The following is a 25,372-nucleotide window of genomic DNA, read 5'->3' as shown; positions in this document are numbered from 1 at the left end:
AGTGTTTTTTATCCTCTTCGTGAGTTGCTAGTACTCGTCCTCCACGTTACCCTGCGGCCTTCGTAGCAAATGCTGCGATTGGACTTGGCGGTCCAAACAGATATAGGCGCAACAGCGCCCCCAATACGATTGCAGGCGCTTTTTTTGCGCCCGCATCCTCGTGTTATGGCGGGTTGCGCAGGGACTCCTTCGGGAGTGCCAGGTCCTATATCCCTGGTCCGCCAACCTTGTGCAATCCGTCACCCTTACTCTGCTTGGCGGCGGAAGGTGATGGCTCAGATTGATATAGGAGTAAGATCCATGACGACTCTGAATCGATACATGCCGATTACCGGCCACGACTGCAACATTCCCTCACTGCTGATCGATACCCAAGCCCCCATTGATGTGCTGCACGATGCAGCGGCGTATCGCATTCGAGCCGTGACTCAGCTGCTGGAGAACTTCGCGATTTCTGATGAAGCGCCCAAAGGTGCAGTGGTGCTGCAGGAACTGTCGCTGGTGTGCAGCATTCTGCTGCGCGATGGGTGTGATTTGATGGATGTGACAACAAAGCGAATGCAGGAGCAGGTGCTCCAGTAAGCAAAAAAGGGCGGCTTGAGGTCGCCCTTTTTCTCTCGCAGTAGATCGAATACCGATCGATCAATCGCCTACTTGCTCTCTTTGGCGATAGTGCCCAAGACTGCATCCTTGACCAGATAACGACCCTCCACATCGCTTAACACCTTCAAGCTATTGCGAGCAATCATTACGCCAACTTCAACTTCTTGCTTGAGGTAGATAACCTCGCCGGCCTTAACCGTCACGGGCATATCTGCCCAATTCTTAGCCTTGGAATTGACCTCATGCCGACCATGAATGATATAGAAATATATGTATCGCTCTCCATGGTTGTAGCCCATTTCCAAATCTGATTCATTGCCATCCAGGAAGACATTAAAACACCTCATCACACCCTCGTTGCTGGGGCGAATGGCGTATACCCGCCCCTTTTCGGTAAGTGCTGACTTGAGCAAAAAGCACTGAGCGACTTTTACAGGTATCTATTCCACTACAGAAAATCAAATACAACCACAACAAGAAAAACCAGGAGAAGCTCAACGCCTTTACAAAAATTCCTGACTATGCGAATCAAACCCTACACACACTTTCCACCACTTAATTCATAACACCAAACAGCACTTATTTACCCCAACAAGATCCACCCTAAATACAAGCCGACTTAGAAAGCTGCCACATACAGCCTCTAGATACTTCATGACAAACCACTTACTACACGACTCAATGAATCACACCAGACTCTATAACTCCATCAGCAATAGTCTTAGGCCCTTCAGTCAAATAAAATCTCTCACCAACACCCAGCTGCCCATAATTCAAACGCGGATAATATGTCAACTCCAACTTAACAGTATACGGCACACCGAATTTTGCGAAACTTGGAACTCCATACATCCGAACAGCCAATTCTTCACTCATAGTTTCTGCCCGAAAATATGGTGCATACCCATCACTCTCCGGTAGAGATATCCGACCGCCACAAGATGGCGATCTGAATGTGACTTTTGCCATCACAAAGGGAACACCTACTCCTACTCTATTCATTTTGGTACCAAATTAACCTTATTAAACAAATCATAAAACTCTGGAAACTCATAAACATCTATACCAATTGCTTTGCCTGCTCCACCTGGATCATCATGCCGATACACTTTGTCCAAAAAGTCCTTAGGGATTTCTATATACGTCTTAGTATAAGTCCTATCAGGATTAGCCTTAATAAAATCATCCAAACTTTTCTCATCAAAACCAAACCTCTTAAAAGTTGAGTTCGGATGAATATTATAATCTCCATATTTCAGAATATCCGCAAGCTCTTCTGGCTCAACCGCACGCCATAAACGTGTTGTTTCTACAGCATCGTGAGCTTTTACAACAGGAGACAATTTAATAGATGCCCATGCGACCCCTATCATCTGCAAAGTATTATCTATCAGTTGCTGAGTACCTTTAGCAACATCACGCTCAGTCTCAGTATCGTACTTAAAAGGTACCTTAACAATCTCTTTGCCAACATCATCCAAATGAAAAAGCTGCTTAAACGTATCGACCAAGCCATTGACCGCATCAGATGGTAGATTTCCAGCTCCCTTCCATAGGCCACTAATTGCTGTATCTTTCGTGTTTGACAGAATCTCCTTTTCTTTTTCTGTTTGATTTTTTCTCGATGCCACACTTAGCATCGTTTGGTACTCTGAGGTGAACTGCTTCCAAGTATCCAAATACATACTTGAATCTTCATACGCCGTCAAACTTCCCGGCGCAAACATCAACATTAAACGCCCACTCTCATCAACAAATGTCTGAGACTGGACTTTTAGAAACTCAAGAGCAGAAGCATCGGACATTGAGTGTTCAGCAGCAAACGTCTTATCAACATTTTGTTGCGCCTGAGCAAGAAGACGTGCTTCAGCAGTTTCCACAGTAATATTGTTTTCTTCTGCAAACTCTACAGCCAATGCTTTGATTTTCTTGACTTCAAGGGCATGCAATTGTCGGTTATGGATATCCACTCCGGCGGCATTCGCCCCACCAACAATCGCACCTGTGGTGCCTCCTGCCGAAGAACCCGCTGTAGCTCCAAGGCCAGTAGTGATTAATGTCGCAATGGCATCCTGGTTATGTTCCTCAATACCACTGCTCTTCAACGCCTCAGCAATGGCTGGCATGAGAGCTGCCGATGCCCCTGCTCCTAATGCACCACTTCCAGCGTTCCCGCTAGACAAGCCTATAGTTGCACCAGCCAATGCATGCAACAGAACCCTCGCTGCACCACCCTCAGCCCAAGCAGCCTTGGTAGCACTGTCCGCCTTGGGATTATTGTGTTGGGCATCTGCGTAATCACCGATTTTCTTGAAGACGTCAGCCGATGACGTGTAGGCAACAACACCAACAGCCGTCGAACCTCCCGCACCTCCCAATCCGGCCGCAACCAAGCCAGAAGCAATATCAGCCATGATTCGCTTGTCGCCACCCACACTCCAACTAGCAGCATCCTGAAGAGCGGCATTGGCTGCCGCTATCTGCTCAGGGTTCTGGGACTTCTCTGCTTCTCGCTTCGCCTTATTGGCCGCATCTGCTTTGGCCTTGGCAACAGTATTGATAACGCTGCTCGCCAGTTGCGCTGAACTCTGGATAAGGTCAATACGCTCCTGCATGGCCCTCTCATCAGGGCGGTCCAGGCGTTGGTTGGCATTGGCCGTGTCTCGATTCAAGCCCACCAAGTCATTGGCGCCAGCCGGGTCGCGAACAGTGATGGTTCCCTCACTGATCGCACTGCGGGTGCTACTGTGATCCGACTCCTTGAGCGCGATCGGCAGAGTACCCCCTATCTCCGAATGTGCCCATTTTCTTTGATCGTCGGGGGTCAGCCCACCCGGCTTGTCCCATTTGGTACTGGTATAGGAAGCACTCAGGCTCGCGGATTGGCTTTTGATTTCGCTCTTGTTCTTGATGTCGCTAACAAGCAGGCGTCCCGTATCCAAACGGTTCTGCTCAGCATTGGCATTGCTGGCGATGACCGCCCCCTGCAACTGGGTGGTCTCACCTATATGAATGTCATATCCACCTTTACCCGCATACAGCCCGGTCTGGTCTGTTACCGCCTTGTAATCGCTGTTCATCTTGCTGCCAGCGATATTTCCCGAGGCGGTGACCGTGGATCCGTAGCAAAAAGGTGGAATACAGAGGCTGACTCCTGCACCAGCGCTCTTTTGCTGGTTCTTCTGGCTGGCCTCATCTTGCCGGGAGGTGATATTTAAGTTGCCGCCAATATCAGCCTTGATCGTGTCTGCTCTTACTTGCGCCCCAGCCAAGGTAGTGTCTTGGCCACTGGTCAGAAGCAGTAAACCAGTATCGATGGTGCTATTGACCTGAGTAACTGAATGCCCAGTCCCCATGCCTTTCGCAATCTGCGCCCCAAGATCCAGAGTGAAACCATTTTGATCGCCAATATTAAAACTAGCGCCAACACTTGTTTTACTGTTGCTGTTCTGATTGTCCCATTGCGCACGATCTTGAGCGCTTTGCAGCACGATATCGTTCTTGGCTATCAAGGCCGTGTTCTCAGCCTTTAGGCTACTGCCAATGACGTGGATATCACCCTTGGCCCCAGCCCCATCGCCCCCTGCACTAATAACCAACCCCGCACCACTGGTCAGGGTCGATTGCTTTGCGGTTTCGCTGTCGTATTCACTGGAACTTTTACTGCGTGTATTGGCAAGTTCGGTACCGATCTTGATCAACGAGCCACTACTGTTGGCAGGCTTACCCTCAGACTCTTGCGCAGAACCTGAGTCCTGATTGCCCACAGCGTTATAAGCAGAAAGCAATGCCTGAGCACCCTTGACTGCCTTGAGCCGGCTATCGTCAGCTTCCTTGGCGGCACGGATATCGTTGCGAATACTCTTGGCGGTATCAATCACCACCCCACCGACTACTCGCCCCACCGCCAGACTCTTCGAGCTGTCAGAGCTGGTTTGCCTGGCGGTTTCAGCACCTGCCGCGATGGTGACATCCGCCCCGCTCAGGGACATGTCCTTGGTACTGACCAAGTCGCTGGCAACAACCTTGAGCTCTCGCCCCGCAGTCAGCTTTACGCTCCCTGCACTGGAGCCAATGGTGCTACCTGTAAGGGTCGTTTCCTGCGCATTGCTATCGCGCTTCTGACTGCTGATGGAAAGATGCTGGTTACCAGTGATGTCGTCCAAACCAAGGTTATTGGCAGTCAATACGCCGGTCAGGTCGCGACTTTTCTGTTTATGCATCTCTGTGCGCGAGAAGGTGTTGGCCGCAGCATCAATCGTGAACTCTCGAACAGCCTGTACGCTCAGATCCCTCGTACTGACCAGCGAAGAGCCGGTAACAGTCGCATCCCTACCGGCAGTCACACTGACGGTATCGCCCGACACCATACTGCCGACAGCCGTGGTACGAGTTTCGCTGACTTTATCTTCAACTTTGCTCGACTTCAGTCCACCCCAACTGCTCTTGCTCTGCTTACGCTCATGCCGATCACTCTCGAAGTCAGTAACAGCAAGAATCTGGACATCCTTGCCCGCTACCAGTTGTGCATTTCCTTTTTCAGCGACTACCACACTGCCCTGCAATTGCAGGTTTTCACCGGCTACCAGGACACTGTTAGTACCAGCACTGACCAAGCTACCTACATTGGAAATGCTCTCAGTCTCATCAAGGCGGAACTTCTTACTCGACGAACTCTTCTTGGTTTTACTGTAGAAGCTGTAGTCCTGATCTTCGGCAGCTTTGAGAACAAGATTTTTGCCAGCGACCAAATAGGCCTCATCGCCCGCCGTTACGCGGCTAGCAATCAGCGCCAACTCCAGTCCAGCACTCAAGGTCACATCACCACCACCTTTGACGCTGGTGGCCACCTGCTGAACATGATCCTCCTGCCCCTTGAAGCTCTTGGTCTGGCTGAACCAGTGCTGCTCATTCGCCGCCGAGACCAATGTCAGGTTTTCTTTGGCCGACATCGACACATCACGCTTGGCCTCCATCTGGCTGGCAATTGCCGTGACATCACGACCGGCACTGATGGACAGATCGCGACCCGCCTCAAGCGTTGAACCATGCTGAGTGACGCTCTGGTCACGGTAGTTGGCGTTCAACTGGTTGCCGACCACCTGCTCCACAGCCGTCAGGCTGACATCGCGGCCAGCGGTGATGCGGGTATCAGCGGCGCTTTTTAGGACTCCCGCGCTGTTATTGAAATCGCGTCCCGCATTGATGGTGAGGTTATTAGCAGCCTCAACCCGTGCAGCACTGTCGACAAAATCCCGCTGCAGCGCGTAGGGCCCTTTGTTGCTTTGGTGCGAGGTCAAAGTGCGTTCGTTAACCACGTCTCCATCAGTTGCCGTCAAGGCCACATCACGCCCAGCGATAACACCACCGGCCTTGTTCAGCAGATCCTTGCCTGCCGTCAAATTCAGGCCCTTGCCCGCCTCCACCACCCCACTATTGACCAGGTTCTCCCCTGCCACTGCCGACAGGTCATTGGCCGCACGCAAGGTGCCAACGTTGTTCAAGTCCTTGCCGGCAATCAGGCTCACGTCCTTGCCCGCGATCAGGGAGCCGTTGGGCGCCAATCGGTTGTTCGAGTGCGCCAGGTACAGCACCGGCACCAGCACCTGTTCGCCATTCACTTCATGGCTTTCCAGCCAGACGATGTCGTGGGTCAGGGCGGCGACTTGTTCGGAGGTCAGGGTCACGCCCACCGCCAGCTCAAGCTGTTGCTTGCTCTGGATGGCGTTGTCCATCAGGTGCTTGAAGAGTTTTTCGTTGCTGTCCTGGCCATCGATAAAGCGCTGGCCGGTGCGGGCCACCATGGCTTGCTGGATCAGTTTCTGTTCGTAGAAACCATCACCCAGGCGCTTGGTGCTCTCCTCGGGGTTGTAGCCGAGGTTGGACAGCAGGTAGTCCGAGCTCATGAATTGCTTGAGGTTGGTCAGCGCCGGGTTGGTTTCCACCAGGTATTTGTGCGGCCGGGACAGGCTCGCGGCGTCCGGCAGGCCGGCGATCTGTGCCGGGGTCGGGGCTTGCGCGGCACTGCTACCCTGGCCGCTGAGGCGGAACAGGCCGTTGCCGCTGGTGGGCAGGGTGAAGCCCGGCAGTACCAGGGGGTTGACCTGTTGCTGGGCCAGTTCCGGGGGCAGTTGCGGGTTGATCCGGATCGGCGTCGAGTAGCCGTTGCCAATGCCGGTGTCGATCAGGGTCTTGCCGGTGCCGACGTACTCGTAGAAGGAGCGGATCACGCTGTTGTCGAGGGTTTTGTCAGCCTTGAGGTTGACCTTGCCACCGGCCTGGATAGTGGCGGCGAAGGATTGGTCGCCATCCACCACTTTGCTGCTGGAGCCCAGCATCACCCCGGTCCAGCCGATAAAGGCGCTGAGGTCGGAGGCGAAGCTGGCCGACGGGGTCGGGTTGTTGCGGGCGTTGAAGGCGGCAGCCTGGGCGGCGGCGTTGCCGGTTTCGTTAACGAAGCTCCAGTAGCGCCGCAGGGTGGTGATTTCCTGGGGTTGCAAGCCCTGATTGTGGACGGTCTCGGCCTTGACGTTGATGTCACCGGCCGCGGTGATCAGGCTGCTGGTGTTGTCAGGGTCTGGGTGTCGATCTGCAGTTCGGCGCCGCTGTTGAGGCTGGCGGCGGCGCTGCTGTTGGTCACCCGCAGACGATCGGTTTCGGCGAGTTCCCACAGGCCGTTGACGCGGCCGCCGCCGCGGTCGTCGCAGCCGGCACCGGGAATCATGTTGCAGGACAGGCGGGTGATGCCGGCGGCACTTTTTTCGTGCTCGATGTACTCCAACACGTCCATCACGTTGTTGACCGTGGTGGCGGCAATGGTCAGCTTGCCGAGGCTTTCGATATCTCCCGAGCGGTTGTCCAGCAGGTCGGCCTTGGTTTGCTGGTTGTCCTTGGCAATCAGTGCGCTGCCCAGGCTGTACACCTGGGCGTAGCGGTTGGTGAAGCTCGTGGTCAGCAGTTGCAGGTTGCCGCCACTGGAGATCAGGCCTTGGTCGTTGACCAGGGTGGCGGCAGTGAGGGTCAGGTCATCACCACTGCCCAGGGTGCCGCGGTTGTTGATGCTGGAGGCGGTGAGGTGCAGGTTCTGGTTGCCGGTGATGCGTCCGGCGCTGTTCAGCGCGCCATCGATGTTGACGCGGGTGTTGCCGCCACCGGCGATGCTGGCGCTGTCGGTCAGGTCCAGTTGAGCGGCGTGCAGATCCAGTTGGCCAATACTGCTCAGGCGACCCTTGCCGGCGTAGTTGCCACTCAGGTCAACACTGATCGCAGCGTCGCTGCCGATCAGGCCGTCGTTGTTCCAGTGAGTACCGCTGCCGGTCAGGCCATTGCTCGCCAGGAGCTGGCCGTCGGTGGTCTGGGTCAGGTGGTCGACGTTGACTGTCAGTTGCTCGGCCTGGATCGAGCTGCTGTTGGTCCAGCGCTCGGCGTCCAGGGTCAGTTGCCCGGCGGTCTTCAGGCGGCCACCGACGTCGTCGAGGTTGGCCATCGAGATGCCGAACACGCCGCTGCCGCTGTGCAGCAGGCTGCCGCCGCGGTTGTTGAAGGTGCCGGCGTCGAAGCTCAGGTCGTGGTTGGCGGTTTCCAGGGTGCCGTCACGGTTGTCGAAGGTGCCGCCGATGTCGAATCGGCTGTTGCTCGACAGGCCCAGGGCGCGCATCTGCCCGCGCTGGTTGTCGAGGCTGGCGGCCGCCGTGGCCAGGGTGCTGCGGCTTTCGATCAGGCCCTTGCGGTTGTTCAGGGCGCCACTGAGTTCCAGGTCGATCTGCCGGGCGCTGATCTGGCCACCGCGCTCGCCGCTGTTGTCCAGGTCATGGGCGGTAATGCTCAGGCCTTGCTGGGCAAAGACCGCGCCGTCGCGGTTGTCGAGCTGGCCATCACTGGCAGTTTCAAGGGTGGCGCCCCCCTTGAGGGCAGACACCTTGCCTTCACGGTTGTCGAGGTTGGCCGCCTTGAGCGTGAGTTCGCCCAGTTCGGCGATGACCTGCCCGCCCTGGTTGTCGGCATCGGCGACGACCTCAAGCCCCAGGGAGGTCTTGGCCTGCAGCAGGCCATTGGCGTTGTCCAGGCGCTCGGCATTGACTTGCAAGTCGGCTTCACGGCTGAGGATGTCCCCCCCGGCGCTGTTCTGCAGTTGGCCGCTGGCACTGATCAGCACCGAGTCATCGGCCGCAATCCGGCCTTGCTCGCGATTGTCCAGCTGTTCGGTGAACAAGCGCAGCCACTGCTGGCTGGAGACTTGGCCGCCCTGGTTGTCCACGCCCGCGCTGCGCTTGACCAGCAACGGGCCAGCGGCGGACAGCTTGCCCTGCTGGTTGCTCAGGCGCCCCAGCAGGTCGAGGGTGACGGCGGCTTTGCCGGTGAAGGTGCCGTGGCGGTTGTCCAGGTCGCTGCCGGTGAACGTCAGGTCGCCGCTAGCGTTGACGGTGCCGCCGCTGTTGCCCAGGGTCAGGGCGTTCAGGGTCAGGCTCGCGGCGCTGTCAATCGAGCCGCCCTGGCTGTTGTCCAGCAGGTCGCTGAGTTTGAGGCTTTGTGCGCCAGCGCTGGAAATCACCCCTTTCTGACTGTTGTCGAGGCTCGCGGCCTTGACGTCCAGGGCTTGCTGGCTGACCAGGGCGCCGCCCTGGCGGTTGTTCAAGGCGTTGCTGAGGGTGATGTCGACAGCGCCCTTGAGGCTGGAGACGGTGCCCTGTTGGCTGTTGTTCAGGCCGGTGCCATTGAGGGTCAGGCCCTGCCAGCCCGAGAGCAGGCCGCCCTGGTTGTCCAATTCGGCAGTCCCGGTGATCTCCAGGGTCTGTTGTGCCATCACCACGCCGGTGAGGTTGTCCAGCCCGGCCAGCACCAGGGTGCTGCTGCCCTGGCTCGACAGTTCGCCGCCGCTGTTGCCCAGGTGGCCCAGGGTGGCGTTGAGTGACTGCTGGCTCTTGATCAGCCCGCCCTGGCCGTTGCGCACCTGATCGGCATTGAGTTGCAGGCGCTCGGCGCTGAGCAGCTTGCCCTTGTTCTGGTTGTCCAGGGTCCCGGCGCTGACCGTCACCTGGCGTTGCCCGCTCAGGGTGCCGCCCTGGTTGTTCAGGGTCTGCTTGGCCGTAACCGTCAGATCACGGCTGGCCACCACGCTCTTGCCGCTGTTGTTCAGGTTTTGCGCCGTCAGCGTGACATCGCCGTTTACGTTACGGCTGTTGTCGGCATTGACCCCGGCTTCGATGATGCCGTGGTTGTTCAGTTGCCCGCCGCTGCCGAGGGTGACGCTGTTGGCCGCCGCCAGGGTGCTGTGGTTGTTCAGGTCGCCCTGGGTCTGCACCTCGAGATCGGTCCCGGCGTACACCGCGCCCTGGGCGTCGAGGCTTTGGGCCTTGATCGCCACCGCGCCTTTCTCGGCGCTCGCCTCGGCCATGCGCAACTGGCCATTGGCATCGAGTTGGATATCGCCACCGCTGGCGATCATCTTGCCGTCGAGTTTCACCCCGACCCCGGCCTCGGTGCCCACCAGCTTGATGGCCCCGGCGTACATGCCGCCCAGGGCCGAGGAATCGATGGCTAGTTGCGGCGCATCCGCCGGGTTGGCTGCCCGCGCCGTGGCCTTGAGGGTTTTGGCGTCAACATCGTTGGCCCCGGCGATCACCGCCAGGTGCTTGGCCTGGATCTCGGCATTGACCCTGGCGCTGCGGGTGATGATTTCGAACTGGTCGATATTGTTCGCGTTCAGCCCCGCGCCTTCGATGGCGACGCTGCCCTGATCCACCTGATAACGCTGGAGCTGGCCATTCTCGATCACCGGCTTGCCGGTAGTCAGGGTGGCCTTCGGGGTGTTGATAAAGCCGCAGCCGTTGCAAGTCACGCCATAGGGGTTGGCAACGATCACATGGGCCGACTGCCCGGCCACTTCGGTGTAGCCCTTGAGCTGGCTGGGGCTGCCGCCGTTGACCTCGTTGAGGATCACATTCGCTGCGCGGCCACCCAGATTGGGGTTGCCGAGGATGATCCCGCCGAGCTGGGTTTGCTGGGTACGGTTGGTAGCGTTGTTGAGAATGACGCCCTGCTGGCCAACGTTGTAGTCGCTGAACTGGTTGTGCGACAGGCCACTGCCATTGGGCGTGGCAATGTTGACGATGGGCACGCCATTGCCGGCCTGGCCGAGGGTGGTGCCGCCACCGTTGACCACGATGCCGTCGGCCATGACCACCACGGGCTGCCAGAACATCACGTTGGCGAGGATGAACGCCAAGCCGCGTTTTGACAGGCCCCAGAACGAATCACGGGATTGCAGGGCAGCCGAGGGCTGACGGACCAGGAAGGCAAACTGACGAACATCCATGTCATGTTTCTCAGGTAAAGAGCGCAAATAAAAGTGCAACGGGATAGCAGCGGGGGAGTCACCCAGACAATCGGTGACGCACTTGCCCGCGGGTTGCTTGAGGGTTGCTCGACAGCCGCCCACCACGAAAACAGCAGGGCGAGGTGCAGCCCGGCTCGATCTCATCCTCGGGACAAGCGAACACTCTGTTCGGTGGTTCAGACGGCAGCAGGGTCAAGACGAAAGGCGCAATATTAAAGCGCCACTATTCTGGCGTCAATTTGCCGAAGGAATCACCGATGGAGGGTGTCTGGATGGCGACCGATACTAGACTCGCCTCGACGAACGAAATATCAGATTGATCCTAATAATCAGGAAAAAAATCTCGATAAATTTCAGTGATAAACAGAAGCACAAACGACCTGCAGGAGCCGGCAAGCCAGCTCCTGCAAGCGGGATTGAGGTCAGAAGGCGAAGCAGGAACAGCCAAACGCGCCCCAGAACCCCTGGAAGTCACTCACCGGCACCGACGAGTGCCGGGCTCGTTCATGGCCATGGGCATGCACCGCACACGGCCCGCTGCACTGGTGCACCTGGTTGAGCAGTGGCGAGGTGGGTTTCCAGTGCCCTGGCACCTTCGCCACTGGCGACCAGTCGGGTGTCACCGGCAAGGTCGGCGGGGCCAGTTTGGCGAAGTCCCCTGCCGCATGCACTACCTTGCCATCCACCACGGTCAGCAACGATTCGATCCACTTGATCGCCTCTTCCTCGACGCTGAAGTAGTCCGCCGACAAGGCCACCAGGTCCGCCAGTTGCCCGACCTTGATCTGGCCTTTCTGGCCCTGCTCCGAGGAGAACCAGGCGCTGCCATGGGTATAGAGTTCCAGCGCGGTGTCGCGGCTCAAGCCCTGGGGATACAGCTCCAGGCCGCCCACCGTCCTGCCGCTGACCATCCAGTACAGCGAGGTCCAGGGGTTATAGCTGGAGACCCGAGTGGCGTCGGTGCCGGCACCCACCGGAATGCCTTCGGCGAGCATGCGCTGGATCGGCGGGGTCATCTCGGCGGCCTTGGCGCCGTAGCGCTCGACAAAGTACTCGCCCTGGAACGCCATGCGGTCCTGGATCGCAATGCCACCGCCCAGGGCCCGCACCCGCTCGATGTTTTTCGGGCTGATGGTTTCCGCGTGGTCGAAGAACCACGGCAGGCCGTTGAACGGAATGTCGCGGTCGACCCTCTCGAAGACGTCGAGCATGCGGCTGATGGATTCGTCATAGGTGGCGTGCAGGCGGAACGGCCAGCGTTGCTCCACCAAGTGGCGCACCACCGGTTCCAGTTCCTGCTCCATGCTCTGCGGCAGGTCGGGGCGTGGTTCGAGGAAGTCCTCGAAGTCGGCGGCGGAAAACACCAGCATCTCCCCTGCCCCGTTGTGCCGCAGGAAGTCGTCGCCCTGGCCGTAGGTGACGCTGCTGGTCCAGTGCTTGAAATCCGCCAGCTCTTCCTTGGGTTTCTGGGTGAACAGGTTGTAGGCAATGCGCACGGTCAATTGCTGCTTGGCCGCCAGTTCGTTGATCACCTGGTAGTCGTCCGGGTAGTTCTGGAAGCCGCCGCCGGCATCGATGGCGCTGGTGACCCCCAGGCGGTTGAGCTCACGCATGAACTGGCGGGTGGAGTTGACCTGGTATTCCAAAGGCAGCTTGGGCCCCTTGGCCAGGGTCGCATACAGAATCATCGCGTTGGGCCGGGCGATCAGCATGCCGGTGGGGTTGCCGTTGGCGTCGCAGACGATCTCGCCGCCCGGCGGGTTCGGCGTGTTGCGGTCGTAGCCCACCACCCGCAGCGCGGCACGGTTGAGCAAGGCGCGGTCATACAGGTGCAGGACGAACACCGGGGTGTCCGGGGCCGCCTGGTTGAGTTCCTCCAGGGTCGGCATGCGCTTCTCGGCGAACTGGAATTCGTTCCAGCCCCCCACCACCCGCACCCACTGCGGCGCCGGGGTGCGCTGGGCCTGGTCCTTGAGCAGGCGCAAGGCGTCCACCAGCGACGGCACGCCTTCCCAGCGCAGCTCCAAGTTGTAGTTGAGGCCACCACGGATCAGGTGCAGGTGCGAGTCGTTGAGGCCGGGAATCACCGTGCGCCCCTGGAGGTCGATGACCTGGGTTGTGCTGCCGCGCAGGGCCATGGCCTGGGCATCGTTGCCCACGGCGAGAAAGCGCCCGTCCTTGATCGCCACCGCGCTGACCCCGGGCTTGGCCCGGTCCACGGTGTGCAGGCGGCCATTGAAGAGAATCAGGTCGGCAATTGCGTTGTGGTTCATGGCACTACTCCGAATGAAGGACGTGGGGCTCGAATCAAGGTTGCGAAGGGTTTCAGGCTGCGCTGTGCGGTTGCAGCCAACGACGGAACAGGCGGGTGACCCGGGGCATGAAGACGTAGACCACCAGCAGCACGATGCTCAGGGTGATCAGCACGTTGGCTTGCACGTAGCCACCCAGCCAGGGCAGTTGGGCAAACAGCGGTTTCCACAGTTGGGGCACCAGGAACGTCAGCGGCAGGATCACCAGGAAGGTCACGCAGGCCTGTTTCCAGCGTGGCGGCGGGGTCGGCGCCCCGACTTCCTGAGGGGTGAACCAGAACTCCCGGTCGGCGTTGATTTCGGTCTGGTCGCCGTCCGCCAGCAAGTGCCGAGCCTGTTCCACCAGTTCTCGACGATCGGCGGAGTCCAGCCACTGCTGCAACTGCTCGGTGCTGGCAAAGCGCAGCACGCTGGTGAACTGTCCCAGGCCACCGCTGTGGCCGCGGACCACGTCGATCCCCAAGTGCCCCGGGTAGGTGCGGGCCTTGGCGATGATCTGGCGCAGCCAGGTTTCGTAGGCCTGGTCCTGGCCTTGCTTGATCCGGTGGCGCACCAGCAAGGTCACGACACCGTCGGTGAGTTGGATATCCATCAATGACTCCACAGTGCTGGGGGGAGGAACACCGGACACCGGCGGCATCCGGAACAGTGCAACCTTGGGCAAGCGTAGAAGCTGGCTTGCCGGCAAAGGGGGCTGATCGCCCCTGGCCGACAAACCGATGCCTTACAGCTGACGCTGAGGCGCCTTGTGCACCATGGTGTAGGCGTAGTCCACGCCCATGCCGTAGGCACCACTGTGCTCACGCACCAGGTCCATCACCGCGTCGTAGGTGTCCTTGTGCGCCCAGTCGCGCTGGTATTCGAGCAGCACTTGCTGCCAGGTCACCGGCACTGCACCGGCCTGGATCATCCGCTGCACCGACATGTCGTGGGCCTCCTGGGTGGTGCCGCCAGAGGCATCGGTGACGATGTACACCTCATAGCCTTCGGCCAGGGCTTCCAGGGCCGGAAAGGTCAGGCAGACCTCGGTCCACAGCGCCGCCATGATCAGCTTCTTGCGCCCGGTGGCCTTGACCGCCGCCACCAGTTTCTGGTCTTCCCAGGAATTCATCGAGGTGCGCTCGATGGGCTGGTGATCCGGGAACACCGCCAGCAGCTCCGGCCAGATGTAGCCGCTGAAGCTGGCGGTTTCCACCGAGGTGAGAATGGTCGGCACCTTGAAGATCTGCGCCGTCTTGGCCAGGGCCACGGTGTTGTTCTTCAGGGTCTGGCGATCGATCGACTGCACGCCGAAGGACATCTGCGGCTGGTGGTCGATCAGGATCAGGGCCGAGTTGGTGGGGTTCAGCAGTTCACGAATGGACATGGCGCGTTCCTTTTGCAGTCAGAGAGTGAGGGTCGAACATGACCGGCTGATGGCGCCGCTTGCGCCCTTGTGCGTCCGGCTTGGTGGCTAATTTAGGCCCTGGCCGAAACAGGAACAATTCCCTAGAATCGAGAATCATTGATTCCAAATCAGGGACAATCATGGACCGTATCGAATGCATGCGCGCTTTCGTCGTCACCGTGGATCAGAACGGCTTTGCCGCTGCCGCACGCTCGATGGACGTACCGCGCTCCAAGGTCAGCAAGCAGATCCAGGCCCTGGAAGAGGCCATCGGCGTGCAACTGCTGCAGCGCACCACTCGCAGCCTGCACCTGACCGAGGCCGGCGCCGAATACTACGAGTCGGCGCGGGAAGTGCTAGCGGCATTGGACGAAGCCGAACAACGGGCCCGCGATGGCATGGGCGAGCTGCGTGGCGTCCTGCGGGTCAATGCGCCGATGTCCTTCGGCTTGCGGCGCCTGGGGCCGCTGGTGCCGCTGTTCCACGAGCAGCAGCCGAACATCGAGTTGCAACTGGTGCTCAGCGACCAGCAGGTGGACCCGGTGCGTGGCGGCTTCGACGTGACCATTCGCATCGCCAGCCTGGCCGACTCGTCGATGGTTGCCAGGCTGCTGGCCCCGGCGCCACGGATCATGGTCGCCGCACCGGCCTACCTGCAACGCGCCGGCACCCCACAGACGCCACGGGACTTGAGCAGCCACCAGTGCCTCAACTACGGCTACCTGCAAAGCGGCGTCAGCCTGCAACTGAGCAACGGCAAGGACACTCAGCGGGTCCACGTCACCGGGCCGCTGCATGCCAACAACGGTGACTTGCTGGCCCAGGCCGCCGAGGCCGGCATGGGCATCGCCCTGCTGCCCAACTTCATTGTCGAGGAGGCCCTGGCCGCCGGACGCCTGGTGCCGGTGCTGTGCCAGTGGCAGGCACCGCCGATCAGCATCCATGCGGTCTACCCCTCGGCCCGCCGGGTGCCGCAGAAGACCCGGGCCTTTATTGACTTCCTGATCAGCCAGCTCAGCGAAAAAACACCGACCTGAAGCGGCCCACGGCGCTGGCGGACGAACGACCGGGGATGCCCGTCAGCGGGCTCCTACACTCATGGGAAGCCCCTGATACCGCCGCAGGTCATCATGAAAATCTCTCCCCGGTTGGCCGTTTCGAGCATTCTCGGCGCCCTCGCCTACCTTGGCCTGGCGATCTGGGGGCGCGGGGGCTTCGCGGCCTTCTTCGCCCATCTGCCGCTGACGCTGATCGCCATCGCCACCCTGCTGATGGTGGTCGTTTCCCTGTTCAGCGAGGTCAACCTGAGCAGTGGCGAACAGGAAGACCAGGGCAATCGCTGGGTGCTGCCGGTGTTCGCCGTGATCGGTCTGTTGAGCGGCTTCCTCCCGGCCTACAGCGACCGCGTGGAGTTCTGGACCTTTGGCGACGAAAGCCTGCGCTGGCTCGGTGCCTGGCTGTTCATCCTCGGCGGTGTGCTGCGCCTATGGCCGGTGTTCATCCTCGGCCGGCGCTTCAGCGGGCTGGTGGCCATCCAGTCGGACCACAGACTGGTGGTCGATGGCCTGTACCGCTACCTGCGCAACCCCAGCTACCTGGGTTTGCTGGTGAACGCCGTGGGCTGGGCCCTGGCGTTTCGTTCCGGATTGGGGCTGCTGCTGGCGGCACTGACCCTGATCCCACTGATTGCACGCATTCACGCCGAGGAAGCCTTGCTGCGCGGTTACTTCGGCGACGAATACGACGACTACTGCGCTCGCAGCTGGCGCCTGCTGCCGGGCCTCTATTGAGCCGTTGTAAAATAAATTACACACCCTCATCTAGCCGGGTATAGCGCTCTAGCACGGGGATCAGAGCGCGGACGGCGGGTCAGTGTCGGGCCCCACTGGCTCCCTCCCCCCCTTACATTGGCTAACGGATTCTTGCAGTATTGATCCGCCCTGAGGGTGCGGACCGATTGATCCGCCCCGCCGGCGCCCGGTTCACAGCAAAAATAATAACCACGAACTCGACAGCGAGATCACCCGGCTGATGTTCCCCCCAAAACCGTGTTACGGATTCGCCAGACTTGCACTCACAGCCCGCGCCGATGGCTGTGGTACGGCTGTCGATCCTGGTGACTCACGGTCCCGCTGTTCACTCGTCAATTCGCCTCATGAGGTTCATGAGGACCGCGCTGTCGTCATCGGTTCCTCCTTGCTGGACAGGTCTTGCCCATGAAGCTTCTGGTCAACCTGCCCATGGCCCTGTGCCGTTCCCGCCTGCGCCACTCCTCACGCCCTCCGGATCACTCGCTACTGGCTTGATCGTGCCCCTGCACGAGCCATTCCCAGACCTGCTTTCCAGCCTTGCAAACGACCCGTGCGTGGCGTCGTTGCAGCACCTGAAAACCTGTGCGCCGTGAAGGCGCAAGCGAGAACCCTGATGAAATTTTCCGCCCTTGATGAAGCCCGTGGCTTCCTCTCCAGCAACCCCGATATCGACATGATCGAGCTGTTCATCCTCGATGCCAACGGCGTGCCCCGGGGCAAGCTGTTGCACCGTGAAGAACTGCTGGCGGTGTACGAAAGTGGCCGGCCCTTGCCCAGCACCATCCTCGGCCTGACCCTCAACGGCGACGACGTGGAGAACTCCGGGCTGGTGTGGGACGTGGGCGATATCGATTGCCGCGCCTACCCGCTGGCCGGGAGCCTGGTGCGCCTGCCGTGGCGGCAAATCCCCACCGCCGCGGTGCAGGTCAGCATGCACCCGCAAGAGGGCCTGCCCGCCAGCATCGCCGACCCGCGTCACTTGCTGATCAAGGTCATCGACGGGCTCAAGGCCGAGGGTTATCACCCGGTGATGGCCTGCGAGCTGGAGTTCTATCTGCTGGACGCCAAACGCGACGGCAACGGTCGGCCACAGCCCGCCCTGGATGCCGACGGCGGTCGCCCACGGACCACCCAGGTCTATGGCCTGCGCGAGCTGGAGCAGATCGAGCCGTTCCTCGCCGACCTCTATGCCGCCTGCAAGCTGCAAGGCATTCCTGCACGCACGGCGATCTCCGAATACGCCCCGGGCCAGGTGGAAATCACCCTGGAACACGGTGACGCCCTGGAAGCCATGGACCAGGCCGTGCGCTACAAGCGCGTGGTCAAGGCGCTGGCGCACAAGCACGGGATGCAGGCCACCTTCATGGCCAAGCCCTTCGATCATTTGGCCGGCACCGGCATGCACATGCACGTGAGCATCGCCGACGCCGCGGGCCGCAACCTGTTCGCCTCCGAAGACCCGGCCGGTACTCCGTTGCTGCGCCAGGCGGTGGGCGGCATGCTCGCCTCGTTGCTGGAGTCCTTGCTGCTGTTCTGCCCCAACGCCAACTCCTACCGGCGCTTCCAGGCCAACAGCTATGCGCCCCTGGCGCCGACCTGGGGTGTCGACAACCGCACCGTGAGCCTGCGCGTCCCCGGCGGCCCGGCCAACAGCCGGCACATCGAGCACCGCATCTGCGGTGCCGATGCCAACCCCTACCTGGCGGCAGCGGCGATCCTCGCCGGGATCCATCGCGGCCTGCGGGAAAACCTCGACCCGGGCCACCCGGTGGCAGGCAACGGCTACGCCCAGGCCACCGAATTGCTGCCCACCGACTGGCTGACCTCGCTGATCGCCCTGGAGCAATCGGCTTGGGCCCGGGATGCCCTGGGCAGCGAATTCCTCGGCGTGTACCTGGCGGTCAAGCGTGCCGAATACCGCCAGTTCATGGCCGAAGTCGGCGAGCAGGACTGGCGCTGGTACCTGACCCAGGCCTGACGCGCCGGCCGCTGCCTGCAGGCAGCGGCCCGACTCATTCATTTGCGAGGATTTCCCCATGACAGCCGCCTTCGATCCGCGGACCCCGGCAGCCGAGCGCAGCCCTTCCTACTACAGCGCCACCCTTAATCAGGAAACCCACTACCCGACCCTGCAAGGCAATCATCAGGTGGATGTGGTGATCATCGGCGGCGGTTTCACTGGCGTCGCCACGGCCGTGGAACTGGCCGAGCGCGGCCTGAAAGTGGCCATCGTCGAAAGCCACAAGATCGGCTGGGGCGCCACCGGGCGCAACGGCGGCCAGGTTACCGGCAGCCTCTCTGGCGACGCCGCGATGCGTAAGCAGATGCGCCGCAACCTTGGCGACGAGGTGGATGATTTCATCTGGAACCTGCGCTGGCGCGGGCACCAGATCATCCAGCAACGGGTGGCCAGATACGCCATTGCCTGCGACCTCAAGCACGGCCACCTGCATGCGGCCTACAAGCCCAGCCACCTGCCCGGACTGCGCGCCGACTACGAAGAAGCCGTGCGCCGCGGCATGGGCGACGAGGTCAGCCTGCTGGACCGCGAGCAAGTGCACAGCCTGCTGGATAGCCCGCTCTACCACGGCGCGATCAAGAACACCCGCAACCTGCACCTGCACCCGCTGAACCTGTGCATCGGCGAAGCCCGCGCCGCCGAGAGCCTGGGCGCCTTGATCTTCGAGCACAGCGAAGTGCTGGAAATCGTCCACGGCCAGCGCCCGGCAGTCATCACCGCCCAGGGCCGTATCGACGCCAGGCAAGTGCTGCTGGCCGGCGATGTCTACCACAAGCTCGAGCCGCAAAAACTCAAGGGCAAGATCTTCCCGGCCATGGGCGGCATCGTCACCACCGAGCCCCTGGGCGAGTTGGCCAAGCGTCTCAATCCTGAGGACTTGGCGGTCTACGATTGCCGCTTCGTCCTCGACTACTACCGCATGACCGCCGACGGCCGCCTGCTGTTCGGCGGCGGCGCCAACTACAGCGGCAAGGATTCGCGCGACATTGCCGGCGAACTGCGCCCGTGCATCGAGCGCACTTTCCCGGCCCTCAAGGGCGTGGGCATCGAGTTCCAATGGAGCTGCGCCATGGGCATCGTGATCAACCGCATCCCGCAGCTGGGCAAGCTCTCGGACAACGTCTGGTACTGCCAGGGCTACTCCGGGCACGGTGTCGCCACCAGCCACATCATGGGCGAGATCATGGCTGAAGCGCTGACCGGGCACCTCGGCGACTACGACACCTTCGCCGCCTGCCAGCACATCCGCGTGCCCTTCGGCGACCAGTTGGGCAACCCGATGCTGGCCGCCGGCATGTGGTACTACCAGATGCTCGAACGCCTGCGCTGAAGAGTGGGCCATCACCGAGGCCTGGCCATCCGACAAGACCGCGGCTGACCCCAAGGCTTGCTGATCGGCCTCGTTGTTCAGTAGGCTGCCCTCCCCTCGAAGGCATGGAGCGCCCCACTAACGGGCGCTACAGGCTTTTGGCATTGTTCAAGACCGCCCGAGCCCATGGCTTGCGCTAAGCGAGACCGCCATGAGCCGTGTGCTCACCCCGGAAACAATAGAACGGATCAATCGCCACCTGATGCGCGGCCAAAGGGGCGATGTCGAAACCACGTGCATCCTGCTGACCATCATCCTGATCCCCTGCATCATCGGTATCTCCCTGCTCAATGGGCCGCTGTTTGCCAAAATCATCCTGTGCGGCTTCCTCTGTGTCTTTGCGGCGGGTTGGTGCGCAATCAAATGGGCGAACCTTCAGGAGCAACCGAAGGCCGATGTCAGCGGCCTCGAGGTGGAGCAACTGGAAGGCTATTTTGACCGCCAATGGGTGCGTGTCGGCGGTGGTAAACCCTATGTCAAATACAGCTTCAACGAATACCTGCTGCACTCACGAACCTCGGCCGACACCTTCTTTCATGGCGACCGGCAATTGAAGCTGAACCGTCGCTACCGCGTCGACGCCCTTTACGTCACTGGCCTGACGTCCTACGACACCGGCTACTACTTGCTGGAGGAGACCTTCAAGCAAATCACCGATGACAGAGATCTCAGCAGCGAGCAGAAAAAGCAGGTGGCCGAGCGTGAGAAGCGAATCAGTCTGTGGCTCAAGGCCCAGCAGAAACGCCTCTACCGCATCTACCAAAACCCCAAGGGCGAACTCGCGGCGGTGGCCGTCGGCTTCAATTTTGCAGCCTGCTTTCTCAGCCTGTTCTGGTCGTTCTTCGCAGGCCTGTACTGGGTCACCGGGATTGCCCTGATAGCCCTGAGCCTGGCCCTGCTGCTCCCCAACGCTGCCGATGACCGCCACTGGTTCTGGCTCGGCCTACTGCTCAGCGCCGGGATCTTTGGTGTGCTTGGCAACCGCTGGCGAGAAAGACACGTGCTGTCCAAAGGCTTCGTCCAGGTCGATGCCCTGCTATCTTGCAATCCCGATCAGGCAAAAGTGGCCTACAAAAGAAAAGTCGAAGAAGCGGCGCCGGAGTTCGGTCAATAGCCCCAACGCTGGCCTGCGGGCGAGCGCAAGCTCCCCCCCCGCAAGCAAGCGTTCAGGCATCCTCGAGAATCAGGTCGGCACCCTTCTCCGCCACCATCAGCACCGCGGCATGGGTGTTGCCGGAGGTGACATTGGGGAAGATCGAGGCATCGACGATGCGCAGGCCCGCCAGGCCGTGAACCTTGAGGCGCGGGTCCACCACCGAGTTCTGCGGGTCGTTGCCCATGGCACAGGAACCGCACAGGTGGTAGATCGAGCCGCTGTTCTCGCGGAAATATTGCAGCATCTGCGCATCACTGTGCACCGCCGCACCCGGCAACACTTCGCCCACGGTAATGCCCTTGAGCGCCGGTGCCTGCATGATCTGGCGCAGCAGCCGGCTGCCCTGCAGCACCTCGTCGATGTCCTTCTCGGTGCTCAGGTAGTTGGGGTCGATCAGGGCTGCGTCCCGCGGGTTGTTCGAGGCAATCTCGATGCTGCCGCGGCTGGTGGGCCGGCACGGGTTGAAGCACAGCAGAAAACCTGAGTACGGCTCGGGCTTGAGACTGGCCTTGTTGCTCTTGGGAATCTGGTACGACAGCGGGTTGAAGTACAGCTGCAGGTTGGGATGTTCCTGGAGCTCGTCGCCACGGAAAAAACCGCCGGCCTGGTTGACGCTCATGGCCAGGGCGCCCTTGCGGGTCAGCAGGTACTGCAGCCCCAGCTTGAGCTGGCCGAACAGCGAGCTGAGTTCATCGTTCAGGGTCGGCACATTGGCCTTGTAGTAGTAGCTGACGCACAGGTGATCCTGCAGGTTCTGCCCTACCGCCGGCAGGTGCTTGAGCAGCGGGACCTGGTGCCTGGCCAGCAAGGCGCGGTCGCCCACGCCGGACAGTTGCAGGATCTTCGGCGTGTCCACCGCCCCTGCGCAAAGGATCACTTCCTTGCGAGCGCTGAACGTCCGGGTGACACCCTGCTGGGTCACGCTGATACCGATGGCGCGCTGCTGCAGATCATCGAACAGCACCCGGTCCACCAGGGCGTGGTGCAGCACTGTCAGGTTCGTTCGGCCCAGGGCCGGGTGCAGGTGGGCAAAGCTGCTGGAGCAGCGCTGGCCATTGCGGGTGTTGACGTCGTAGATGCCCGCGCCTTCGAACTTCGGCCCGTTGAAATCATCGCTGCGGGGATACCCCAACTGCTCGCAGCCCTTGAGGAACACCTCGCAGATCGGATGGGTCTGGCCCTGCATCGGGGTGATGCTGATCGGCCCGCTGGCGCCGTGGTATTCGCTGTCGCCCAGGGGGTGGTTCTCCAGCTTGCGAAAGTACGGCAGCACTTCCTTGAAGCTCCAGCCAGGGTTGCCAGCCGCCGCCCAATCGTCAAAGTCGTGGGCCTGGCCGCGCACATAGATCATCGCGTTGATCGAGCCGGAACCGCCCTGCACCTTGCCCCGGGGCGCATAGATAGCGCGGTCGGCGAGCTGCTTCTGTGGCTGGCTGTAGTACATCCAGTTAAACGTCGGGTTGTAGTACATCTTGGCGAAACCCACCGGGATCTTGAACCAGAACGATGAGTCCTTGCCGCCAGCCTCCAGCAGCAGTACCGAGTATTGCCCCGACGCCGAAAGCCGGTTGGCGAGAATGCAGCCGGCGGCGCCGGCGCCAGCGATGATGTAGTCGTATGTCATGCAGGGTTACCGCGTCAGTCGTATTGAAGGCAGCCGCCAGCGGCTGCCCATGCCCCGTCCGGGATCGGCGGGAAAATGCCTCAGCCCCTGGCCGGGGAAGTGTCCTTGACGTCGGCCGGAGTGGCGGCCATTTGCAGGTGCAGGCGTTCGCCGCTGTAGGGCGAGTGCCGGCGTACCACCTCCATGTTCAGCTCCACCCCCAGGCCCGGCTCGGTGGACGGGATGATGTAGCCGTCCTCCCACTGCAGGGGCTTGGTCAGCACCTCGGCGTGGAAGCCGCCCCAGGTCATGATGCTTTCCTGGATCAGGAAGTTCGGCGTGCAGGTCGCCAGCTGGAAACTCGCCGCGGCGCCAATCGGGCCGTTGTACAGGTGCGGGGCGATCTGCGCGTAGTAGGCCTCGGCCATGCTGGCGATCTTCTTCGCCTCCAGCAGGCCGCCGCAGCGCGCTACGTTCATTTGCAGGATCGAGGCGCCACCGGCCTGCAGCAGCTTGAAGAACTCGTACTTGGTGGTCAGGCGCTCGCCGCTGGCAATCGGGATACTGGTCTTGGCCGCGACCTGGGCCATGGCCTCTTCCTGGCCGGGCGGCACCGGCTCTTCGAACCACAGCGGGTCGTACTTCTCCAGGCGCTTGGCCAGGCGAATCGCCGACGACGGCACCATCTGCCCGTGGGTACCGAACAGCAGGTCGCACTGATTGCCCACCGCCTCGCGAATCTTGCGGCAGAAGGTTTCGCAGCGCTCCAGCACTTCCAGGGACAACTGGTGCCCCGAGTAGGCGGTGTAGGGGCCGGCCGGGTCGAACTTCAGCGCAGTAAAGCCCTGCTGCATGTTCTGCACTGCACATTCGGCAGCCAGGTCCGGGTCGTCATAGTCGTATTCGCCGCGGCTGTTGAGCGGGTACAGGTAGGTGTAGGAACGCAGGCGTTCGTGGACCTTGCCGCCGAGCAGTTCATACACCGGCTTGTTCGCCGCCTTGCCGATGATGTCCCAGCAGGCCATCTCCAGGCCGCTGACCACGCCCATCATGGTCAGGTCCGGACGTTGGGTGAAACCGCTGGAATAGGCCTGGCGGAAGAAGCGCTCGATGTGGTGCGGGTCCTGGTCCAGCAGGTAGCGCTGGAACACATCCTCGATGATCGGCAGCATCGCCTTGGGACCGAAGGTGGCGGCGTAGATCTCGCCCACGCCTTCGATGCCGCAGGCGGTCCTGAGTTTGACGAACAGCCAGTACATGCCACCGATATGCGGCGGCGGTACGGCGACGATATGGGTTTCAAGGGCGACAATTTTCATCTCAGGCACCTGCCTTCTGCTTCAGGGTTGAACGGTTGACGCGTGCCCGCAGGGCAATCGCGGCCAGGGTTCCGAGGGCGCCGACCGCGGCGATGTAGCCGAAATACAGGCGGTAGCCCAGGGCCCCGGGAAAGTGTTCGGTGAGGTAGCCGTTGATCAACGGAATGAACGTGTCCGGCAGGTAGCCCACCACCGAGACGATGCCAATGGCCAGGCCGGTGATGCGCAGCGGGATCTGGCAGGTGTCGAGGATCGCCCAGTACAACCCGCGAATCGCATAGGTCATCAGGCCGATGAAGATCACCGTAGCGATCAACAGCCCAAGGCTGCCCAGGGCCGGGAACAGGATCAGCCCGACAATCCCCAACGTTGCCAGCAACAGCGCAAAGATCAGCACCGAGATGTTGGAATAGCGGTCGCCCAGCCAGCCGCCGCCGATGCCGCCAAGGGGGCGCATCCACAGTTTGATGGTGGTGATGGTGCCGGCCATGACTGCGGTCATGCCGTTGCCCTGCAGGTAATCGGAGAAACTGTAGGTGGCCCAGAAGATGTGATAACCGCAGAACACGATGGCGGTCACCAGCCACAGTTCGGGGATCTTCACCAGGGTCGCCAGGTCGCTGAGCAGGTTGAACCTGCCCTGCTCCACCGGCGCCGTGTCCGCCATGGACTTGGGGTCCTTGAGCAACACCAGCACGCAGCCAATGGCGATACAGGTGAAGGAGTACAGGTACACCACCTGCTTGAACCCCTCGGCCGTCGACTCGCCGCGGGTCTCGGTGGCCAATGCGAACAGCCCCAGGGCCACGGTGGCCAGCAAGGCTTCCACCAGGCCGCGACCGCCATCGAGAATGCCGAAGAAACGCCCCTGCTCGGAGTGCCGGGCGATCATCTTCACCCGCTTGAGCACCGAGGCCCAGAAGGTCAGGCCGGTGCTCAGGCCCCAGCAGCCGAAGATGATCATCAGCCCGCTCATCGAAGGTGCAGTGGAATACCACAGGCCCAAGGCACCGGTGGCCACCAGGGAGAAGAAGATCAGGAAGCGCGGAGCGATGCGGTCCGCCAGCCAGCCGCTGGGCAGGTAGCTGAGGAGAAAAATCGTGCCGAGCATGGAGTACAGGTAACCCAGCTCGCTGTGGTTGATCTGCAACACTTCGAGCATGGTGGTCTGGTAGACCTGGCGCAGGTAGAGGATCGGGTAGATCGCCCCCGCCGCCAGCACCAGCAGCATCAATTGAACGTAGCGGCTGCGTGTGTCGCGGCTGCCCAATGGCAACGCAGCAGAAGCCTGGACCCCAGCAGCGCCGGCGTGTTTAGACATGACTGTGCCCTCGGGCACCGGTATCCGGCGCCCTCATTGTTGTTATTAGGGGGTGAAGCTGCGGCCAGCCTTGAGTTTCAAGCGGCAAAAGCTCATGCGCCGCTTGCACCTGAAGCTTGCCGCTTGGAACCTGCG

Annotated in this window: 16 protein-coding genes; 6 read left to right on the top strand and 10 right to left on the bottom strand. The window is 60.9% G+C overall.

The annotated features are described in order from the left end of the window. Positions 1 to 309: 309 nt before the first annotated feature. The gene (locus GV818_RS19870; RefSeq protein ID WP_178125013.1) at positions 310 to 582 is read left to right on the top strand and encodes a hypothetical protein; all 273 of its coding nucleotides are present in this window, start codon (positions 310 to 312) and stop codon (positions 580 to 582) included. A 68-nt stretch (positions 583 to 650) separates the two neighbouring features. On the opposite strand, the gene GV818_RS19865 is transcribed toward GV818_RS19870, so the two are convergent. The 7 genes from GV818_RS19865 to GV818_RS19840 form a co-directional block, all read right to left on the bottom strand. Then, a complete protein-coding gene (locus GV818_RS19865; protein ID WP_161777321.1) occupies positions 651 to 1,043 on the bottom strand; it encodes a hypothetical protein in 393 nt (130 codons plus the stop codon). 238 nt (positions 1,044 to 1,281) lie between these two features. Next, positions 1,282 to 1,479 (bottom strand): hypothetical protein, encoded by a 198-nt coding sequence (locus GV818_RS19860; protein WP_161777305.1) that lies wholly within the window; start codon positions 1,477 to 1,479, stop codon positions 1,282 to 1,284. Positions 1,480 to 1,601: 122 nt separating this feature from the next. After that, positions 1,602 to 7,274: a hemagglutinin repeat-containing protein gene (locus GV818_RS34790; RefSeq protein ID WP_372242105.1), complete on the bottom strand. Its 5,673-nt coding sequence runs from the start codon at positions 7,272 to 7,274 to the stop codon at positions 1,602 to 1,604. After that, a complete protein-coding gene (locus tag GV818_RS34785; protein WP_306108700.1) occupies positions 7,157 to 10,918 on the bottom strand; it encodes a filamentous hemagglutinin N-terminal domain-containing protein in 3,762 nt (1,253 codons plus the stop codon). The genes GV818_RS34790 and GV818_RS34785 overlap by 118 nt, the downstream gene beginning before the upstream one ends. 443 nt (positions 10,919 to 11,361) lie before the next feature. Then, entirely contained in the window at positions 11,362 to 13,212 is a 1,851-nt protein-coding gene (locus GV818_RS19850; RefSeq protein ID WP_161777304.1) for an amidohydrolase, read from the bottom strand. A 52-nt stretch (positions 13,213 to 13,264) separates the two neighbouring features. Then, positions 13,265 to 13,843, bottom strand: a complete 579-nt coding sequence (locus GV818_RS19845) for an antibiotic biosynthesis monooxygenase (protein ID WP_161758079.1) — start codon at positions 13,841 to 13,843, stop codon at positions 13,265 to 13,267. Between the two features lie 132 nt (positions 13,844 to 13,975). Continuing rightward, a complete protein-coding gene (locus tag GV818_RS19840) occupies positions 13,976 to 14,617 on the bottom strand; it encodes a hydrolase (protein WP_161758078.1) in 642 nt (213 codons plus the stop codon). 161 nt (positions 14,618 to 14,778) lie between these two features. Here GV818_RS19840 and GV818_RS19835 point away from each other — a divergent pair, with 161 nt between their 5' ends. The 5 genes from GV818_RS19835 (at position 14,779) to GV818_RS19815 (ending at position 20,952) form a co-directional block, all read left to right on the top strand. Next, positions 14,779 to 15,675: a LysR family transcriptional regulator gene (locus GV818_RS19835; protein ID WP_161758077.1), complete on the top strand. Its 897-nt coding sequence runs from the start codon at positions 14,779 to 14,781 to the stop codon at positions 15,673 to 15,675. Positions 15,676 to 15,768: 93 nt separating this feature from the next. After that, the gene (locus tag GV818_RS19830) at positions 15,769 to 16,428 is read left to right on the top strand and encodes a methyltransferase family protein (RefSeq protein ID WP_161777303.1); all 660 of its coding nucleotides are present in this window, start codon (positions 15,769 to 15,771) and stop codon (positions 16,426 to 16,428) included. 634 nt (positions 16,429 to 17,062) lie between these two features. After that, positions 17,063 to 18,427, top strand: coding sequence for a glutamine synthetase family protein (locus tag GV818_RS19825; protein ID WP_161777302.1), 1,365 nt, complete (start codon positions 17,063 to 17,065; stop codon positions 18,425 to 18,427). A gap of 58 nt (positions 18,428 to 18,485) precedes the next feature. Continuing rightward, positions 18,486 to 19,799: an NAD(P)/FAD-dependent oxidoreductase gene (locus GV818_RS19820; protein WP_161777301.1), complete on the top strand. Its 1,314-nt coding sequence runs from the start codon at positions 18,486 to 18,488 to the stop codon at positions 19,797 to 19,799. Positions 19,800 to 19,989: 190 nt separating this feature from the next. After that, positions 19,990 to 20,952, top strand: a complete 963-nt coding sequence (locus GV818_RS19815) for a DUF2628 domain-containing protein (RefSeq protein ID WP_161777300.1) — start codon at positions 19,990 to 19,992, stop codon at positions 20,950 to 20,952. Positions 20,953 to 21,004: 52 nt separating this feature from the next. On the opposite strand, the gene GV818_RS19810 is transcribed toward GV818_RS19815, so the two are convergent. From GV818_RS19810 to GV818_RS19800, 3 genes are all read right to left on the bottom strand, one after another. After that, a complete protein-coding gene (locus GV818_RS19810) occupies positions 21,005 to 22,618 on the bottom strand; it encodes a GMC family oxidoreductase (RefSeq protein ID WP_161777299.1) in 1,614 nt (537 codons plus the stop codon). 80 nt (positions 22,619 to 22,698) lie between these two features. Continuing rightward, entirely contained in the window at positions 22,699 to 23,916 is a 1,218-nt protein-coding gene (locus GV818_RS19805; RefSeq protein ID WP_161759167.1) for a mandelate racemase/muconate lactonizing enzyme family protein, read from the bottom strand. Between the two features lies 1 nt (position 23,917). After that, entirely contained in the window at positions 23,918 to 25,237 is a 1,320-nt protein-coding gene (locus GV818_RS19800; RefSeq protein ID WP_161759166.1) for an MFS transporter, read from the bottom strand. Between the last annotated feature and the right edge of the window lie 135 nt (positions 25,238 to 25,372).

This window comes from Pseudomonas sp. Fl4BN1 (assembly GCF_009908285.1).
Lineage (GTDB): Bacteria > Pseudomonadota > Gammaproteobacteria > Pseudomonadales > Pseudomonadaceae > Aquipseudomonas.
Note: the sequence above shows the minus strand (reverse complement) of the source record. Positions and strands in the feature narration are given on the sequence as shown.

Bases quoted from the DNA above. Each gene is read 5' to 3' on its own strand.
- GV818_RS19860 (WP_161777305.1), bottom strand. From the start codon at position 1,479: ATGAGTGAAGAATTGGCTGTTCGGATGTATGGAGTTCCAAGTTTCGCA.
- GV818_RS34785 (WP_306108700.1), bottom strand. From the start codon at position 10,918: ATGGATGTTCGTCAGTTTGCCTTCCTGGTCCGTCAGCCCTCGGCTGCC.
- GV818_RS19850 (WP_161777304.1), bottom strand. From the start codon at position 13,212: ATGAACCACAACGCAATTGCCGACCTGATTCTCTTCAATGGCCGCCTG.
- GV818_RS19845 (WP_161758079.1), bottom strand. From the start codon at position 13,843: ATGGATATCCAACTCACCGACGGTGTCGTGACCTTGCTGGTGCGCCAC.
- GV818_RS19840 (WP_161758078.1), bottom strand. From the start codon at position 14,617: ATGTCCATTCGTGAACTGCTGAACCCCACCAACTCGGCCCTGATCCTG.
- GV818_RS19835 (WP_161758077.1), top strand. From the start codon at position 14,779: ATGGACCGTATCGAATGCATGCGCGCTTTCGTCGTCACCGTGGATCAG.
- GV818_RS19830 (WP_161777303.1), top strand. From the start codon at position 15,769: ATGAAAATCTCTCCCCGGTTGGCCGTTTCGAGCATTCTCGGCGCCCTC.
- GV818_RS19825 (WP_161777302.1), top strand. From the start codon at position 17,063: ATGAAATTTTCCGCCCTTGATGAAGCCCGTGGCTTCCTCTCCAGCAAC.
- GV818_RS19820 (WP_161777301.1), top strand. From the start codon at position 18,486: ATGACAGCCGCCTTCGATCCGCGGACCCCGGCAGCCGAGCGCAGCCCT.
- GV818_RS19815 (WP_161777300.1), top strand. From the start codon at position 19,990: ATGAGCCGTGTGCTCACCCCGGAAACAATAGAACGGATCAATCGCCAC.
- GV818_RS19810 (WP_161777299.1), bottom strand. From the start codon at position 22,618: ATGACATACGACTACATCATCGCTGGCGCCGGCGCCGCCGGCTGCATT.
- GV818_RS19805 (WP_161759167.1), bottom strand. From the start codon at position 23,916: ATGAAAATTGTCGCCCTTGAAACCCATATCGTCGCCGTACCGCCGCCG.
- GV818_RS19800 (WP_161759166.1), bottom strand. From the start codon at position 25,237: ATGTCTAAACACGCCGGCGCTGCTGGGGTCCAGGCTTCTGCTGCGTTG.